A 17588-nucleotide genomic window follows, 5' to 3' on the forward strand; every position below is an offset into this window, starting at 1 on the left:
CCCCGCGGCCGCGACGAGGGCGGTGGCGGTGTCGGGGTCGCCGGCGTAGACGGCGACGGCGGCGGCCTGGTCCAGGGTCAGCCCGGCACCGGCGACCGCGGCGGCGGTGTCGCCGTCCAGCCGGGCCACGCCGGCGGCCTTGGCGACCCGCTTGCGGCCCAGCCCGGTCGACTTGGCCACCCTGGTCAGCGGCACGCCGAGGTCGAGCATCGCCTGCACCCCGCGGGCTTCCTCCACTGCGGACAGACCCTGGCGGTGCAGGTTCTCGGCCAGCATCGCCCCCACGTGCCCTGCCTGGGCGGCGGCCCGGTCGCCGTCGGCGGCGTCACCGTCGAGGGCGAGGTCGGGGCGCAGCACGCACGGCACCGCGGTCAGTCCGGCGAGGATCGCGGCAGCCGCCCGGCGNNCCGCCAGCCCGGACAGGTCGCCGAGGTCGTCGCGGACGTTGCGGGGGTGCACTGCCAGTGCTCGGGGGTCCAGCCACACCAACCGGTGCGCCCGTCCGCTGCCCTCGGACGTCCCGGCGCGTGCGCTGTCGTGAGCGGCCGGGTCGACGTGCTCGGCTTGGCCGAACTCGCTGTCGGCACGTCGGGCGGTTCCGGCGGCGGAAGGCTCGTCGGACGCGCTCTCCCGGCCGGTGTTCAGGGCGGTGACTGTCGTGGTCGCGGTCATCGTGGGTTCTCCTTCAGCGCTCTGCGGGGTGCCGGTGCTCTCGGTGGCGGTGCTGTCGGTGGCGGTGCCGGCGACGGTCATGTCTCGCGCTCCGGTCAGGCGGTGGCGAGGACGCGGACGCCCCCGGGCTGCGCGACCGGTCCGGCGGGCGGCGCGGCGTCCCCATCCCCCGGCGCGTTCTCGGTGCTCTGGGGGCCGTCGAGGTGGTCGAGGATGCGGCGGGCGGCGGCGGTCACCATGGCCGCAGCGGCCCGGACGACATCGGTGTCCCCGGCCGACCACGCGGCGACGTAGGGGACGGTGTAGGCGCCGGCGTCCAGCCCGGCCCAGGCGGTGACGATGTAGGCGACCGACTCGGCTTCGGCCTCCGCCTGCCCGCGGCAGCCCCGGTAGTCGTAGCCCTCGGCGGTGTGCCCGCACTCGATGTGCGCCAGTTCGTGGGCGAGGGTCTTGACCGCCTGCGCGTCGGCGATGTCCGGGCGGACCCGCACGGTGCGGGCGGCCGGGTCGGTGAGGCCGTTGGCCTGCCCGCAGTCCTCGCGGGTGAGCGTGTAGCCGTGGAAGGCGACCTGGGCGGCCAGCGCGTCCCACAGGGCGGCGGGGGCGTCACCGGTCAGTAGCTCCGGTGTGATGTCGGGCAGCGGGTCTCCCTGGGTCTGGGAGATGTCGAAGACGTGCGCGAGCCGGAATCCGCGCAGCACCCGCCGCCGGGTCGACTGGTCGGCGTCCCCGCCGGCCGGCTCCCCCGCCGTCCCCGCCGCCGTCGTTGCGGCGGGTGCGGCCCGACGGGTGTCCTGCCCGGTGCCGGTGTCGGCCTGGGTCTCCTTGGGGGTGTGCGTGCAGGGAGCCAGGACGGCGAGCCCCGTGGAGCCCTTGACCACGCTGCGGCCCAGCGCCTTCCAGGTGCCGAAACCGGCGACCCGCGTCGGGCTGATGCCCAGCCGCGCGGCCTGCAGTTCGATCAGCAGCTGGTTGCCCAGGCTGTAGGTGTGGAACTTCGCGGCGGCCTCCAGCATCGCCCGCCACTGCGGATCGGCGGTGAGCGCTTCGACCTGCTCGCCGATTTGCTCGTGCAGGGCGGTGATCTTCGCCGCCCGGACGGCGTCGGCGGCTTCCCGCTGCGCGGCGCTGCGGTGGGTGCGCTTGCCCTTGCCGGTGCGGCTGCTGCTCGTTGTGCTGCTGGTGCTGGTCATCTGGACCCTCCCGGAACCGGAGCCGACACCGGTACGGGAGGAACTTCGGAACCGGTGTCCTGCCACCCATTCCCCCGGCCCGTCCGGCAAAGAGCTCTGCTCAGGGGCCGGGAGCGACGGCGGGGGACGACCGGACCAAGACTGCTTCCGCAGCGGAGCGCCCGAAGGGCGGAAGGATCTTGGTCCGGTCGGGAGGAGACGGCGCGGGAGGCCCCCACGCTGAGCTGCCGGACGGGTCGGGGGACCAGCAAGCGCAGCCCGCCGAAGGCGGACGTTGACGACGGCGCAGCCGGCGCCACGCGCAGCGTGGCCCGAAGGGTGCTCCTGGCCCGCCCCACCCGTCGCGGCGCGGGGACGTCGACGCCGCGCTCACCGGTCACCGAGCCCGGTCAACCGCCACGTCGCGGACGCCCCTGGCCGCCCGATCACGGTCCCGGCCGGCTCGTCGTGCCCCGGGTGCGGTGTCCAGCGCCATGAGTCGAGCGTGGCCAGGTCAGCGCCCGCCCGAGGGAGTCCGTCCGGAGGTTGTGGACAGACTCCCTCGTCCACAGGGACCAATCGCGCAGGAGCACCCCGATGCTCACGGCCTGCATCGGCAAGCAGGAGGACAACAGGAGGAACCCCAGGTCAGCAGCGGGCCTCCAGTAATTCTCCAGGTCCGTCGGCACACGGCTACCCCGACTGCCGTCGGCCTACCGGAGAACGTGCCGAACCCAGCCGCAGGACCGGGGCCGTCGACCGGCTGTCCCGGCGCCGACGCCCGGCGTCGGCAGATGAAGGGCCTCCATCGCCGGCAGGGGATGCGCCAGCGGCGACCGCTACAGGAGAACAACCGGAGATCGTCAGAACAAGGTGGCTGTGAAGTGTCACCAACGGGCCCGAAATGGCGCCTTCTGTGGTGAAGGCACCGCCACCGACCACCCCGGGAGCCAGCCATGCCCGACCCCGCCGCCGCCGACCGCGAGCCCGAGCTGCTCACCATCACCGAAGCCGCCGATGTGCTCCGCGCCCCCGTCGCGACCCTCCGGTACTGGCGTCACCTCGGCACCGGCCCGAACAGCTTCCGACTCGGCCGGCGCGTCCTCTACCGCCGCGCCGACCTGCGCACCTGGATCGACGCACAAGCAGGCCAGTCACCGCACCGATAGCCCCGCGCCTGGCGGAGAGCGGCTGGACGGGCACGGGGCCGCTTCGGATTCCGGGAGCACGGCGAGGCCCTGTGTCCACCCCCGCCCGTGGACAACGACGGCCCTCCACAGAAGCCGACCAGGACCCGCGCCGGCAGCGCCGCTACGGCGACGCTGCACACACGCACCCCGAGGAGGAGCGATGGGATGGATGGGCCCGGTCGTGGACGGCCAGGAGCACGAAGGCTGGGTGGTGCCGCTGTTCGCCGACGGCGCCCAGGGCGCCGGCACCAGCAGCGCCCGCGGTCGGCTGATAGCCCGCCGGCCCGACGACGGGCCCTGCAACGGCGACCGGGTGCGGCTGACCTACCGCGACGGCTCCACCGCCGAGGGCCTCTGGTCCGACGGCACGATTCTCCGCGGCGACGGGATCGTGCATGCCCACGCCAGCGGCGAGGTCGGCGTGGAGGTGATCGACCAGGCGGAGCAGTGGCGCCCGGACGCCGCGGTCGTCGGCTGGGCCGCCGGCTGCACCTGCGGCTGGCGCGGCACCCCCTGGACCCGCGTACCACCGGAGCTGGCCGACCCGGCGGCGCGGCGGCTCGCCGTCACCGGCCCGTGGGCCGACCTGGAGGCCGCCGACGAGAACCGGGTGATGACCGAATGGCGCCGCCACATCGCCGGATGGCAAGCCCTGGAGGACGTCGAGGCGGCCGCCGCCCAGCAGGCCGCCGCCGCCCGCGCCCTGGACGAGGCGGTCCGCGCCGCACTCGCGGCCGGAGCCTCGTGGGCCGACATCGGCCGGGTGACCGGCCTGACGGCCGGGTCGGCCACCGAGCGGTGGTCGGTCCGTGACTGAGCGGCCGAAGGGCCACCCCGGACCGAGCGAGGACACCCGGCCAGGGCAGCGCACCGTGCTCGTCGTCGACCTCGACGGGGAGCCGCTGGCCCCGCTGCGCGCCCTGGAGGAGATCCTGCTGTGCCTGGGCACGTGGGAGGACGACGACCGGCGAGATCCGGGTACCGGCACGGAGCCGCTGCGGGTGCCGGCGCCGCTGGCCGGCCGGGTCGCCCTCGCCGCCGTCCAGCGCCTGCTCACCGCCCTGGCGCCCACCCAGTCCCGGGAACCAGGGTTCGGCCGGCTGCTCGCCCCGGACGGCCGCTACGAGCATGCGCCGATGACCGCGCTCACCCTGCCCGCCGCCGACATCGACCTCCTCGCCGCCACCGCCGCCGCCCTCGGCCACCCTCGGCTGGACGCCGACATCGCCGAGCTGGTCGCCGCCCACGCCGAGCAGCTCGCCGGCGGCTACCGCCGGGCCGACCGCACCGAGCTCGTCTCGCTCCTCGCGCGGCTGGCCGGCCTGCTCGACCTCGCTCCCACCGACGACACCCGCCTGCTCACCGCTCGGCTGCGCGCCATCCCGCCCGGCGCCGACTGCGTGCTCAGCGACGCCGAGGAAGCCGCCCACGCCCGCACCGCCGACCGCATGAACCACATGTGGGCGCACGGCTCGGGCATCGACCGCTACCTCTACTGAACCGGTGAACGCCCAGCCCGCACCGGTTCGTCGGTCGCGAGCCAGGTCAGCCGAGGTCGGGCAGGCCGGCCGGCCGATCTGTGCTCGACCGATGGCGGCCAGTCGGGCTGATGGCCTTTCAGTCGGTGGAGACTCCCACACTGAAGCGGCCAAGGCCCCCAAGCTAGAGACAGAGGGAGGCGATGCGAAGTGGCGTCGATCGCGAAGAGGCCTGATGGGACGTATCGGCCGCGGTACCGGGACGAGAACGGCAAGGAGCACGCTCGCCACTTCAAGCGAAAGGCCGACGCTCAGCGGTGGCTCGACGAAGTGACGGCTTCAGTGGTCACCGGCAGCTACGTGGATCCGCGGGCCGGGCGGACGACTTTCGACGCGTACTTCCGAGGCTGGGCGGAGCGCCAGGTGTGGGCGCCCATGACCGAGGTGTCGATGGACCTGGCGCGGCGCAAGGTCACTTTCGGTTCGGTCCCCATCGCGTCGCTTCGAGCCTCGCACCTCGAGACTTGGGTCAAGGCGATGGTGGCCGCCGGGTACGCGCCCAACACTGTGGCTACCCGGGTCAACGCCGTCCGGGCGGTCCTCAAGTCCGCCGTGCGGGATCGGGTCATCGCCGTTGATCCCTCCGTTGGGCTCCGGCTGCCTGCTCGACGACGGGCAGAGCACGCGATGGAGATCCCGACACCGGACCAGATTCGAGCGCTGATCGATGGCTCCCGCCCCAGCATGCGGGCCTACCTGGGGGTCTGCGCCTTCGCCGGCCTGCGCTTGGGCGAGGCCTCCGGGCTCAATCGGGAGGACGTCGACTTCCTCGGGAGGCGGCTGCACGTGCGCCGTCAGGTGCAGCGCCGCCGGGGTGGCCCCGCCGAACTGCGGCAGCCCAAGTACGGATCGGAGCGGACGATCTATCTGCCCGACCGGCTGGTCGAGATGCTCGCCCGGCACGTCGAGCGCACCGGGACCGCGATGGAGGGGTGGCTGTTCCACACCGCCGACGGCCGTCCTCTTCCGCCCAGCACCGTCAACTCGTGGTGGCAGTCGACCGTCCGGGCTGCCGGCACGCCGGCCCTGCATCTGCACGGGCTGCGGCACTTCTACGCCTCGGGCCTGATCGCTGCGGGCTGCGACGTAGTGACCGTACAGCGGGCGCTGGGGCACCGGTCGCCGTCGACGACCCTGGACACCTACTCCCACCTGTGGCCGTCCGCGGAGGACCGGACCCGGGCGGCCGCGGCCGGTCTGACGGATCTGGTTTTCGACGCTGCTGCGGACTCAGTGCGGACCGAGGAACACGATTGAGCCGCTGATCTGCAGATTCAGGGGAGTTAGCTCGTTGACCCAGATCTCCTCGATCTCCGGGTCGTCGAGGTAGCGCTGAAAGGGTCCGAAGCCGGCCACCCGGTCGAGCACGTCGCGCACCACCGCCTCGGCGTCCCCGATCGGGGGCAGCGCCGAGGTGAGCGATCGCTCCGAGTAGTCGGCGACGACGTCGCGCACCAGCATCCGCACCGGCCCCGGGTCGGTGAACGGGTCGAGCCCGCGGCGGCGGATGAGCTCGCGGACCTCGCCGTCCACCACGTCCAGAGCGCTCGCCACGGCCGGACTGTAAGAGAACGGAGCAGTCCGGCGTGACGCTCAGCCACCAACCTGTGGACGACGGCCACGAAGGTCCACCCGGCCGGGTGAACCGCCGGCGGGCAGCCCGGCCGGCCCGTCACGCAACCCGCACAGCGGCGACTGTGCGGGAACTGTGCGGGTGCTGCCCGTGGTCGCCGTCCGATCCCGACGCGAGCCTCGATCCGGCGCCGCACGCCCGTGCGCCGCCGGGACCGCTCAGGTCCCCACCTCTCGCACTCCGGAGACCCGAGTGAAGCTCCCGCAGTCCGCGCTGGTCGTCGCCGTGACGGCCGGCATGATCGGCCTGATGGCGCCCGTCGTGGCGTCCGCGGCCCCGACCCCACCGCCCCCGCAACCGGGCGCCGTCCCCCCGGCCTTCGCCCTGAGCCAGGTCAGCGGCTCCTTCCCCGGGGAGACCGAGTACGTCGACGGCCAGATCCTCGACGTGAGCGCCGACGGCCGGCTCGTCCTCTACAAGGGCTACGTCGACGCGTGGGACCGCTACTCCCAGGAGGGCCTGTTCGTCGTCGACCGCGAGGCCGGCACCAGCCGGCTGGTGTGGGAGTCGGCGGAGCGCCCCGGCAACCCGGGCGGGATCAGCGGCCCCGCCGCCGCCGCGCTCTCCGCCGACGGCTCCACCGTCGTCTGGACCACCCGCGACGACGTCACCGCCGAGCCCAGCGAGATCTACCGCGAGGCGTACGCCACCACGCTCGCCGACGGCAGCACCACCCGCCTCCCCCGCTCCCCCGAGTCGGGCAGCTTCGAGCCGGCAGCCGTCGACGTCTCCGCCGACGGCACCCGCGCCGCGGTCCTCAACGCCGACGTGTGGTCGGGCGAGCCGGGCCGCATCGACGTCGTCGACCTGACCACCGGCACCGTCGTCGCCAGCCACGAGGTGGTCGGCCCCGCCCCGGGCGTCGAGCTCAGCGACGACGGCAGCACCGTCGCCTGGCTGCAGAACGTCGAGGGCCCGCTCGACGAGTGGGAGAACCCCACCTGGTCCACCCACCTGCAGGTCGCGGCCGCCGACACCTTCGCGCCGATCGCCACCCTCACCGACCACGTCGCGCACTCGCCGTCGCTCGACGCCGCGGGCGACCAGGTCGCCTACATGGGCCGCGAGGGCACCCTGCTGATCGCCGACCTCACCGCCGAGGGCGCCCCGCGCCGGGCGGTGCCGACCGCCGGCTCCGGCCAGGTGCACCGCCCCCAGCTCTCCGGCGACGGCAGCACCGTCGTCTACGACGAGCGGGAGTACGACGAAGGCTCCCAGTCCAGCGCCGTCTGGTCGGTCGACCTCGCCACCGGCACCGCCGCGCTGGTCGCCGGCACCTCCGAGACCACGTCCGGCGACGACTGGGAGGACGACGGCTCGGGCGACGAGAGCGATGGCTCCGGCGACGAGGAGCAGCCGTCGGTCCTCGGCACCACCGCCTTCCACCCGGTCCCGTCGCACGACGGCTCCCGGATCGCGCTCTGGCTCGACGAGCGGATCGTCCTGGCCGTCGAGTCCGGCGAGGCCCCCGACACCGTCGCTCCGACGTGGCCGGCCGACGCCCGCCTCGTCGCCGAGCCGGCCGGGCGCGAGACCGTGCGGCTGACCTGGACCGCGGCGAGCGACGACCGGCAGGTGCGCGGCTACGAGATCACCGCCGACGGCGTCGTCCTCACCACCGTCGGCGCCGACCGCACCAGCCACGACGTGGCCCTGCACGCCGACGACCGCGCCGAGCGGCTCGTCGAGTACGGCGTCCGCGCGATCGACACCAGCGGCAACGCCTCGACCGCCCTGACCGCCTCGGCCCGCAACAGCGCGCAACTGGGTGTCCAGCGGACCGCGCACGACGAGCTGACGATCACCTGGCAGCCGAACGAGGACCCGGCGCTGGCCGGCTACCGGGTGCTGCGCGCCGACGGCGGCCAGGCCGCCGACGGCTCCCTCGGCGACGGTTCGCCGTGGGAGCAGGTCGGCGACGACGTGCCCGCCGGCACCACGGAACTGGTCGACGCCGGCCTGCCGGCGCTGACCTGGTTCGACTACCGCGTCGACCTCGTGCTCGACGACGGCTCCACCCGCCCGTGGGCGTCCCGCACCAGCGCGCACACCGACCTCCCCGGGGCCGGGGAGCTGACCGTGGACGACGAACGGCCCTACTCGCTGCGGGTGGCCTGGGACGGCATCCCGGACTCCGCTCCGCTGCAGTACTACCGCGTGGAGCACCGGCAGACCTGGCCGGTCCGCGCGACCGAGTGGACGGTGGCCGACACGGTCACCCGGGACGAGGAGCTGCTGACCACCGTCGGCAACCTGGCTCCCCGCACCACGTACGCCGTCCGCGTGGTGGCCGTGCTCGACCGCGGCTGGCCGGAGCGGATCGTCGCGAACGAGACCACCGGCACCACCATCAGCGAGGGCATCACGACGATCGAGTTGCACGCCCAGCGCACGGCGGACGGCGTCGCGGTGGTCCTCGGCAGCGACCTGACGGTCACGGCCACCGGCGAGCCCGGGCTGGCCGCCGAGCTGCGGCTCCGCCAGACGCCGGGGCAGTCCGGCACCCCGGTCGTCGTCCCGATGGAGGAGACCTCCCCGGGCTCGTACGCCAGCGAGCCCTACCGGCTCGACGGCACGCTGACCTCCATCGGCTCGGCCCAGGTCGTGCTCACCGACGGCACCCGCACGCTGGAGCGCAGCGTGCCCGTCGGTGCGGTCAGCGGGCAGCTCGACCTGCGGATCGGCGCCGCCCAGGACGAGCTGGGGGCGCTCACCGCGGTCCTCAGCGGCCCCCGCGGCCAGCAGCAGGTCCCGGTCACCGCACCGGGGCAGGTGAGCGTGCCGGTCTCCCCCGGCATCTGGGGAGTCCAGCTCAAGGCCGCCGACGGCGAGATCGTCGCCACCAGGTCGCTGCTCGACGTGACCGCGGCGAAGAAGGTCGAGGTCGCGCTGACCCCCGTCCGCGCCGCCCAGCTCGACGTCACGCTCAGCGCCCCGGCCGGTGTTCCGCTGCCGGTCGGCACCCTCACCGTCCGCGACGAGAAGGGCGAGGTCCTCGTCCAGCGCCGGATGGGCCCGGCGACGCCGCTGACCGTGATCCCCGGCCTGCCGGGACGCAGCCGGCTCACGCTGGACTACCGCTTCGACGACCAGTCGCTGCGCATCGTCCAGCCGCGGGTCACCGTCGACTCCGGCGTCGGCCGCAGCACCGTGCCGCTCCTGATCGAGCCCATGGCCGCGGCGACCACCGACGTCACGGTCACCGGTGCCGGCAAGCCGGTCGGCGACGCCGCCGTGAAGCTGGTGCAGAGCGCGGACGGCCGCACCTTCACCACGACGGCGTCCACCGCGGACGACGGCCGGACGGTCCTCGAGGCGCTCGCCGGAGCCGGCACCCTGTCGGCGACGGCGGAGTACCACGCGGCGGCCGCCAAGCCCGTCGACCTCGTCCCCGGCACCCGCGGCGCCCTGTCGATCGACCTGCCGCGCACGCCCACCTACCGGGTGCAGCCGCACCTGATCGTGATCAGCCCCGACGGCGAGCGGATCGAGCAGCCGCTCGACTGGCGGACCGCGACCCACTTCCAGGTCTCGCTGCGGATGGGTTCCGCCAGCGCGATGTCCGGCCGCACCATCGCGCCGACGGTGCCCTACGAGGGCGCCGCGGGTGACCGAGTCGAACTCTGCGCCGACGGCCGGCAGGCCAACCTGCCGCGGGGCTGCACCAGCATCGTGCTGGGCGACGAACTCGACGTCGACATCACGCTGGAGCTGACGCAGGTCGGCACCGCGCGGGCCGACCTGGTCGACGAGGACGGCCGGGGCGTGTCGAGCTGGACGGCGACGATCTACCGCACCGTGGCAGGAGGGCGCGCGGAGTACGCCGGACAGCGCAGCGGGAACGGCTCGGCTCCCGTGCTCACCTTCGGCACGGCCGGCCTGCACACCATCACCTGGAGCGACCCCACCGGACGGCGGGCCGTCACCGACGTCGTCGTCGACGCCGGCAGCACCGCCGACCTCGGCCGGGTCACCCTCGCCAAGGCGGCGGCCGCGCCGGCCGATGTCAGCGTGCAGGCGCTGCCCGACCCGGTGATGCCCGGTGCGCTGCTCGTCGTGCGCGTCGCGCTGCCCGCGTCGGACACCGCCCGCTCGCAGCTGCGGGTCCGGCTGCCCGCCGGGACCACCGCCCAGGCCGGCACCGCGACGATCGACGGCGCCCGGGCCGCGTCGACGGTCGCCGACGGCGCCGTCGTCGTCCCGCTGTCCGGTCGGGGCGCCACCACGGTGCGCGTGCCGATCACGGTGGACGCCGACGTGCTCGACGGTCAGCTCTCCGCGCCCATCTCGCTGCGCATGGCCGACGGCACGGTCCTCGACCTGCCGCCGTCGTCCACGCAGGTGCGGCGGGTCAGCCTGGAGGGTCCGGCCGAGACGGCCGGCACCTTCACCGTCCGCGGCCGCGCCCCGGCGGGGACGCCGGTCGCGGTGCGGGACGAGGCCGGGCGCGTGCTCGCGGAGGCAGTGGCCGGTGCGGGCGGCCGGTGGTCAGCACCGGTCACCCTGGTCTCGCCCCTGCAGGGCACGACCTACCGGCTGGTCGCCGTCACCACCGCGGCGGTCGAGGGCGGCACCGTCGAGATGCTCTCCGAGCCGCTCGACGTGCTGTGGTCGCCCGACGGCGTGCACCCGGTGTCGATCACCGTCGACAACTCGATCCGGGACGCCCGCGGTCGGGCGGTCACCTGGGACCCGCGCACGGGCAACGCCGCGCCGACCCTGGTGTACGTGCCGGCGGCACCCCTGCAGCTCACCGCGCGCTTCGAGGACGCCTCACGGGTGCGCGACTTCGTCGCCTACATCGGCACGCAGGAGCAGGCGGGCAGCTGCACGGCCACCGAGTGCACGGCCACGTTCGGTCCGATGTCGTCCAGCGACGTCGGGGAGATCGCGGTCGGCTACTCGGTGGACGCCCGCCCGGTCACCAACGATCCCGCGTCGCGGCCGAGCCTCGAGGAGCTGGTGGGCAGCGTCGCCCACCCGTTCAACGCCCCCGAGGACCCGGTGTTCGAGGTCGAGGGACCCGAGGAGTTCACCGGCCGGTGGACCGTCCAGGGCACCCCATTCACCGTCCGCTCGTCCTTCGGCGAGCGCCGGGACCTCGGTGACCCGACCGACGAGGAGATCGCGCTGGCGGCCGCGGTGGGAGCTCCGGTCCGCAACCTCGACATCCGCGTCGAGGGCGAGGGCGACGACACCACCCTGGTGGTGGCCGCCGACCTCGCCACCAGCTGGCTGAACGGCAACCCCTCCGGCCTGTCGGCGGAGGCCACCCTCGCGACAGCCAGCGAGTTCACCCGGCTGACCAAGCTGTACGGGCTCGGGAAGGCGTTCTACGACCTGCTCGAGGTCAGCCGGAACGGTGCGAACAACCCGGTGCTCGACCGGCTGCAGGACCACGTGGACCTCAACATCCGCGCCTGCCAGCCGGAGGTCGCCGCCGAGCTGACCGGCTACATCGACGACGCCAAGGGCACCCTGGTCATGCACAAGCTGGCCATGAACGTCTACGCCTGGATGGGCGTGGCCGAGGGCAGCTGGGTCGCCGACGTCAACGGTCAGCAGCCCAAGTCCGCCGGCGCCATCAACTTCGTGATCGGCCAGGTCATCGGTGCGAGCGTCAAGTGGATGGGGCAGCAGTTCGTCGACCGCGCCGTCGAGCGGGTCGAGAGCGTCGGCATGGAGAGCTGCGACCCGCGGCTGAAGTACATCCCCAGGGAGTACAAGCCCGGGGCCTGGCCGGTGGGCCGGCCGACGTGGATCTTCGACCCGAGCGGCTACGTCTACGAGGCCCTGGGCACCCAGCGGCTCGAGGGCGTGACCGCCACCGTGCTCAGCGGCCCCACGCCGGAAGGTCCCTGGACGGTGTGGGACGCCGAGGCCTTCGGGCAGACCAACCCGCAGTCCACCTCGGTCGAGGGGACCTACGGCTGGGACGTCCCGCAGGGCTGGTGGATGGTCCGCTACGAGAAGGAGGGCTACCGGACCGCCCACAGCGAGCCGCTGGAGGTGCTCCCCGAGCACTACGGCGTCGACATCGACCTGCACCGGCTGGCGCCCCCGGCGCTGACGGCGGTCACCGCCACGGACGACGGAGCCGTGGAGGTCGCGTTCGACCAGTGGATGAGCAGCGAGTCCGTGGCGGCGGGCCTCGCCGTCCGGGCGGGGACGCAGGCGCTGCCCGGCACGGTGACCGGCATCGGAGAGCAGCGCTCGCCCGCCGGGGTGGCCCTGGCCCGGACCTTCCGGTTCGTGCCGACGACGCCGTTCGGCTCCGGCCAGGTGCTCACGGTGACGGTGCCCGGGACCGTCGTCGACCACGGCGCCGTCGCGCTCGGGGCCGACGCGGTCCGGACGGTGACGGCGCCCGACCGGCCGGGTGACGCGCCGCCGGCGTGCGGCAGCGTCTCGCTCGCCGTCTCCCCCGGTGGCCAGGTGCGCAAGGGCACCGCGCTGACGGTCACCGTCTCCGGGGCACCCGGTGCGCCGGTCACCGCCCGGGCGCTCACCTCGGCGAGCGTGCTGGACTGGCTGCGGGCGGTGCTCACCGGCCGGTACGAGGGCGCGAACCGGCCGTGGACGGTCGTGGGCTCGGGGAAGATCGGCGCCGACGGGAAGGTGACGTTCACCTACCGGGCCGACCGCGACACCCTGCTGCAGGCGGGCCAGGACGGCTGCCTGCTCGGCAACCGGATCACGGTGGTCGACGTGAAGTGACCCCGTGAGGACGACGCCCCCGGCACCCCTGCGGTGACGGGGGCGTCGTCTGTCCGCTCCCCGGTTCCCGGCTCCCCCCGCGGTTGATCATCGTCTGCGTGCGCGGCGGATCGGCGCGGCACCCGTGTCCGCGCGCACCCCGACGATGATCAACTCCAGAAGGTGGGCCAGGTGGTCCGGGGTCAGGTGGCCAGCCGCAGCCGGCCACCCCCGCCCAGCGCCAGCTGGACCGCCTGCTCGGGATCGAGGCTGCGGCCCTCGTCCAGCGCGTCGGCGTACCCGTCCTCGCCCAGGGTGGCGCGCGCCGCGGCCGCGGCGGCGTCGCGCAGGGCCAGGTCGGGCTGGTAGTAGCCGTAGATCGTCGAGCCCACGATCTCGCGCAGCACCTGGGCGGCCCCCAGCAGCTGCGCCACCCGGCGGGCCCGCCCGGTCGACGACTCGACGACGGCGAGCGCGTCGAGCACGTAGGCGAGGTTGGCGAGGTCGCCGGTCTCCTGCGACAGCCGCACGCCTTCCTCCAGGTGGGCGCGCGCCCGGTCCACGTCACCCAGGGCGATCGCGGCCTGGGCGGTGGTGAACAGGCCGATGTAGGTGGCCAGCCGGTCGCCGCGCGCCCGCGCCGCCGTCAGCGCGGTGTCGACGAGCGCGAGGGCCTCCTGCGGGGAGCCGCGCAGCAGCGCGATCGTGCCCAGCCACACGTGGCAGAGCGTCCACAGCCAGCCGTCGTCGTCCATGCCGCCGCCGGAGAGCGCGATCGAGGCCCGGAACGCGCGCTCCGCGGCGTCGTGGTCGCCGGTCGCCAGGGCCATCAACCCCTCGCCCGCGTGGCCGTGCGCCCGGCCGGGGACGTCACCGGTCTCCTCGGCGAGCTCGCGGGCCCGCGTCCAGCCCGGGGTGGAGGCCGCGATGTCGCCCTGCGCGAAGGTCATCGCCGAGAACGCCAGGTTCACCCGGATGCGGGTGTAGATGGAGAGCTCGGTCTGCAGCGTCCGCTCGGTGAACCGGCGCCCGGTGAGCAGGTGCCCGCGCAGCCACCAGTCCAGCCACAGCGCCCAGCACATCCGGCCGGCGAGCTCTCCCTCCCCGAGCGCGAGGAGAGCCTCCAGCGCGGCCTCGAGATTGCCCTCCTCGCGGCTGGTGAGGGCGAGCGCCTCCACCGCCGCGGCGTGCCGGTAGGCGGGCACCTGCGACTCCGCGAGGTCCAGGAAGTAGCGGGCGTGCCGGAGGCGGGCCTCCCGCGCCTCCGACCCTTCACCGAGCCGGGCCCGGGCGTACTGGAGGACGGGTTCCAGCTGGACGTAGCGCCCGTCGGGGTGGACGTCGACCAGCGACTGCGCGACCAGGTTCTCGAGCTCGTCGAGAACAGGGCCGCCGGCGACCGCCTCCGCCGCCTCGAGGGTGCAGCCGCCGGTGAACAGCCCGAGCAACCGGAACAGCCGCTGCTCGCCCTCGTCGAGCAGCTCGTAGCTCCAGTCGAGCGTCGCGGTCAGGGTGCGCTGGCGGGAGGGCAGGTCGCGCTGGCCGCCGCTGGCCATGGCGGCGTCGAGCCGGGAGACGAGGAGAGCCGGGCTGAGCAGCCGGACCTTCGCCGCGGCCAGCTCCAGGGCCAGCGGGATGCCGGCCAGTCGCGCGCACACCTGGGCCACGTGCGCGGCGTTGGCGTCGTCGACGTCGAACGCCGGCGCCACGGCCCGTGCGCGGGCGAGGAACAGCGCGCCGGCCGGCGATCCGGCGACGTCCTCGGCGTCCGCGGCCCGCGGGGGGAGGGCCAGCGGCTGCACCGGGTGCTCGTACTCGCCGCGCAGGCGCAGCGCCGCCCGGCTGGTGGCCAGCAGCACCACCCCCGGGCAGCGTTCGAGCAGCTCACCCAGGTCGGGCACCGAGTCCAGCAGGTGCTCGAGGTTGTCCACGACGAGCAGCAGCCGGGCCGAGCGCAGCGCCCCGGCCACGACGACGAGTGCGTCCAGGCCCTCGACGCCGGAGAGCCCGACGGCCCGGCCGACCGCGGGGATGACCAGCGACGGATCGGTGACGGCGGCCAGCGGCACCCATGCCACCCCGTCGGGGAACTCGGTCGCGGCCTGGCCGGCCACCTCGATCGCCAGCCGGGACTTCCCGACCCCACCGACGCCGGTGAGCGTCAGGATGCGGACGTCCGGCGCGCCGAGCTGCCCGGTGAGCGCCGCCGCCTCGTCGTCGCGGCCGAGCAGCGCGGTGGGTGGCACGGGGGGCGGGGTCGGGCGCAGCCCCGACAGCGGTGCCGGCGCGGCGTCGTCCGCAGCGGCCGACGAGCGCCGGGGGACGGCGGCCCGCAGCGCGGCTCGGTCCGCCTCGTCCAGCCCGAGACCCTCGCCGAGGGCACGCACGGTGTGTGGGTAAGGGCGCGTGCGCGCACCCCGCTCCAGTGCGCTGATCGCGTGCGGGGTCAGCCCCGCTCGCTCGGCCAGCTCCTCCTGCGTCAGCCCGGCCCGCTCGCGCAGTGTCCGCAGGAGCTCGGCGAAGGACGCTCCGGGCGGCGTGGCGGGCACGCGGGGATCGTAGTGACGCGGCGGCCCAGGCGCTGGGCCGCCGCCACTATCGGGTCAGCGCAGGACGGCGTCGATCAGGTGCGGGCCGGGCTCGGCGAGCGCTGCCCGCAGCTGGTCGGCCAGCTCCTCGGCGGTGGTCGCCCGCGTGGCGGGCACCCCCATGCCCTGCGCCAGCGCGACGAAGTCCAGCCCCGGGCCGGTGAGGTCGAGCAGCTTGCGCGCCCGCTCCCCGTCGCTGGCGGCGCCGACACGAGTGAGCTCGTGCTCGAGGATGGCGTAGGAGCCGTTGTCGCAGATGATCGTGGTGATGTTCGCCTGTTCGCGGGCGTAGCTCCACAGCGCCGAGATCGTGTACATCGCGCTGCCGTCGGCCTGGATGCCGATCACCGGCCGGTCGGGGCACGCGACGGCCGCGCCGAGCGCCGTCGGCAGCCCGTCACCGATGGCGCCACCGGTCAGCGACAGCCAGTCGTGCCGCGGGCCGGCGGAGGTCATCTCGGTGAGCCCCGCGCCGGAGGTCAGCGCCTCGTCGACGACGATCGCGTTCTCGGGCAGGAGCGCGCCGACGACGGCGGCCATCGACCGCGGGTTCAGCGGGCCGCTCGGCAGCTCCGGGGTCTCCCGCTCCGTGACCTGCGGCTCCGCGCCGGGTGCGGCCAGCTCGGCGAGCGCCTCGAGCGCGGCCACGCCGTCCTCACCGGGCGCGCTGAGGACGTGCACCGTGCAGTCCTCCGGCACCGGCTGGCCGGGCAGCCCCGGATAGGCGAAGAAGTGCACCGGCGCGGTGGTCCCGGCCAGCACCAGGTGCTTGGTGCCGGACAGCGCGGCCATCGCCATCTCCGGCGGGTACGGCAGTCGGTGCAGGTCGGGGAGGCCGGCGCCCCGGGCGCTGCGCGCCGGGAAGGTCTCGGCCACCAGCCGGGCGCCCGTGCCGGCAGCGACCCGGGCAGCGGCCAGCTGGCCCTCGGGCGAGGCCATCACGTCGCCGCCGAGGAAGAGCACCGTCGGCTCACCGGCGCCGACGACCTTCGCGATCTCCTCGACGACGGACGGGGCCACGCGCGGAGCCGGGCGGACCGTCAGCGGCGTCGCGGGCTCGGCACCCTCCTCCCACGACACGTCGGCCGGGAGGATCAGCGTGGCGACCCCGCCCTGCCGCGCGGCGGCGACGGCCTCGGCGGCGTCGGCGGCGACGTCGGCCGGGGACAGCGACCGGCGCACCCAGGTGGAGACGGTGCCGGCGACGGCGTCGATGTCGGACTCGAGCGGGGCGTCGTAGCGCTTGTGCGAGCGGGCGTGGTCACCGACGACGTTGACCATGGGCGTGCGGCCGCGGCGCGCGTTGTGCAGGTTGGCCAGCCCGTTGCCCATGCCCGGGCCCAGGTGCAGCAGCGTGGCGCCCGGCCGCCCAGCCATGCGGGCGTACCCGTCGGCCGCGCCGGTGGCGACGCCCTCGAAGAGCGTGAGCACGCCGCGCATCTCCGGCACGTCGTCCAGCGCCGCGACGAAGTGCATCTCGGAGGTGCCGGGGTTGGAGAAGCAGACGTCCACGCCCGCGTCGACCAGGGTCCGGATCAGTGCCTGTGCGCCGTTCACGAGCCCGACCCTGGCATGTCGGTCGGACGGAATCCACCGCGGGTGCCTGCGCCGCGCGTCGGCCGGCGTCCGGGGCCTGTGGACAACGCCCGGGCGGAGCGCCGGAACTGGCTAGCGTCCAGCCCTGTCCTGCTCGTCCCGCCTGTTCCGCCGGTGCCGGCCGAGCACCGCCTCACCGATTGGATCCCCCATGGCGAACGTGAACGTCACCTACCAGCAGATGGAAGACGCGGCCGGCCGGCTCACCCACGGGCGCACCGAGATCGACGGGATGCTCGCTCAGCTCAAGGGCCTCGTCGACCAGCTCGTGGCCGAGGGGTACGTCACCGACAGCTCCAGCCGCAGCTTCCAGGCCTCCTACGACGAGTTCACCACCGGCGCCCGCAACATGGTCGGAGGTCTCGACGGCATGGCCCAGTACCTCACCCAGGCCGCCGCCACCTTCCGCGACGCCGACACCCAGCTGGCCGGCGCCCTCGGTCGCTGACCTCTCATCCCCCGGAGGCCGTCCCGCAGGCGCGGGGCGGCCTCCGTCGTGTCCG

At 74.7% G+C, this 17588-nt stretch carries 11 protein-coding genes; 6 read left to right on the forward strand and 5 right to left on the reverse strand.

Annotation, left to right across the window (positions count from 1 at the left end; all coding sequences use genetic code 11):
- Together A6V29_RS21420 and A6V29_RS01375 are read right to left on the reverse strand one after the other, a co-directional pair.
- On the reverse strand, positions 1 to 405 hold a 405-nt coding region (locus tag A6V29_RS21420; RefSeq protein ID WP_249932914.1), incomplete at both ends, for a ParB/RepB/Spo0J family partition protein.
- A 362-nt stretch (positions 406 to 767) separates the two neighbouring features.
- Positions 768 to 1865 carry an ArdC-like ssDNA-binding domain-containing protein gene (locus A6V29_RS01375; RefSeq protein WP_249932915.1) on the reverse strand — a complete coding sequence of 366 codons (1098 nt, stop codon included), beginning with the start codon at positions 1863 to 1865 and terminating at the stop codon, positions 768 to 770.
- Between the two features lie 935 nt (positions 1866 to 2800).
- Between A6V29_RS01375 and A6V29_RS01380 the strand changes: the two genes are divergently transcribed.
- The 4 genes from A6V29_RS01380 to A6V29_RS01395 all read left to right on the forward strand — a co-directional run bounded on the left by A6V29_RS01380 (position 2801) and on the right by A6V29_RS01395 (position 5829).
- Positions 2801 to 3013, forward strand: a complete 213-nt coding sequence (locus A6V29_RS01380) for a helix-turn-helix transcriptional regulator (RefSeq protein ID WP_137158616.1) — start codon at positions 2801 to 2803, stop codon at positions 3011 to 3013.
- A gap of 181 nt (positions 3014 to 3194) precedes the next feature.
- Entirely contained in the window at positions 3195 to 3851 is a 657-nt protein-coding gene (locus A6V29_RS01385; protein ID WP_137158617.1) for a hypothetical protein, read from the forward strand.
- Complete coding sequence (locus A6V29_RS01390; RefSeq protein ID WP_137158618.1) at positions 3844 to 4533, forward strand: LuxR family transcriptional regulator; 690 nt, start codon at positions 3844 to 3846, stop codon at positions 4531 to 4533. The genes A6V29_RS01385 and A6V29_RS01390 overlap by 8 nt, the downstream gene beginning before the upstream one ends.
- A gap of 309 nt (positions 4534 to 4842) precedes the next feature.
- The gene (locus A6V29_RS01395; protein ID WP_249932916.1) at positions 4843 to 5829 is read left to right on the forward strand and encodes a tyrosine-type recombinase/integrase; all 987 of its coding nucleotides are present in this window, start codon (positions 4843 to 4845) and stop codon (positions 5827 to 5829) included.
- On the opposite strand, the gene A6V29_RS01400 is transcribed toward A6V29_RS01395, so the two are convergent.
- Positions 5803 to 6126 (reverse strand): hypothetical protein, encoded by a 324-nt coding sequence (locus tag A6V29_RS01400; protein WP_249932917.1) that lies wholly within the window; start codon positions 6124 to 6126, stop codon positions 5803 to 5805. The two genes, A6V29_RS01395 and A6V29_RS01400, sit on opposite strands and share 27 nt — an antisense overlap.
- A gap of 271 nt (positions 6127 to 6397) precedes the next feature.
- Between A6V29_RS01400 and A6V29_RS01405 the strand changes: the two genes are divergently transcribed.
- Positions 6398 to 12922 carry a fibronectin type III domain-containing protein gene (locus tag A6V29_RS01405; RefSeq protein WP_137158620.1) on the forward strand — a complete coding sequence of 2175 codons (6525 nt, stop codon included), beginning with the start codon at positions 6398 to 6400 and terminating at the stop codon, positions 12920 to 12922.
- 182 nt (positions 12923 to 13104) lie between these two features.
- Here A6V29_RS01405 and A6V29_RS01410 read toward each other — a convergent pair whose 3' ends face one another.
- Positions 13105 to 15450 carry an ATP-binding protein gene (locus tag A6V29_RS01410; protein ID WP_137158621.1) on the reverse strand — a complete coding sequence of 782 codons (2346 nt, stop codon included), beginning with the start codon at positions 15448 to 15450 and terminating at the stop codon, positions 13105 to 13107.
- Between the two features lie 54 nt (positions 15451 to 15504).
- Positions 15505 to 17046: an acetolactate synthase large subunit gene (locus tag A6V29_RS01415; protein WP_137158622.1), complete on the reverse strand. Its 1542-nt coding sequence runs from the start codon at positions 17044 to 17046 to the stop codon at positions 15505 to 15507.
- Positions 17047 to 17236: 190 nt separating this feature from the next.
- Here A6V29_RS01415 and A6V29_RS01420 point away from each other — a divergent pair, with 190 nt between their 5' ends.
- Complete coding sequence (locus A6V29_RS01420) at positions 17237 to 17533, forward strand: WXG100 family type VII secretion target (RefSeq protein WP_137158623.1); 297 nt, start codon at positions 17237 to 17239, stop codon at positions 17531 to 17533.
- Positions 17534 to 17588: the final 55 nt, after the last annotated feature.

Source organism: Blastococcus sp. CCUG 61487 (genome assembly GCF_005222955.1).
Lineage (GTDB): Bacteria > Actinomycetota > Actinomycetes > Mycobacteriales > Geodermatophilaceae > Blastococcus.

What these genes read in the sequence shown, in the direction of transcription:
- A6V29_RS01380 (WP_137158616.1), top strand. Translation starts at nt 2,801, where the DNA reads ATGCCCGACCCCGCCGCCGCCGACCGCGAGCCCGAGCTGCTCACCATC.
- A6V29_RS01375 (WP_249932915.1), bottom strand. Translation starts at nt 1,865, where the DNA reads ATGACCAGCACCAGCAGCACAACGAGCAGCAGCCGCACCGGCAAGGGC.
- A6V29_RS01420 (WP_137158623.1), top strand. Translation starts at nt 17,237, where the DNA reads ATGGCGAACGTGAACGTCACCTACCAGCAGATGGAAGACGCGGCCGGC.
- A6V29_RS01385 (WP_137158617.1), top strand. Translation starts at nt 3,195, where the DNA reads ATGGGATGGATGGGCCCGGTCGTGGACGGCCAGGAGCACGAAGGCTGG.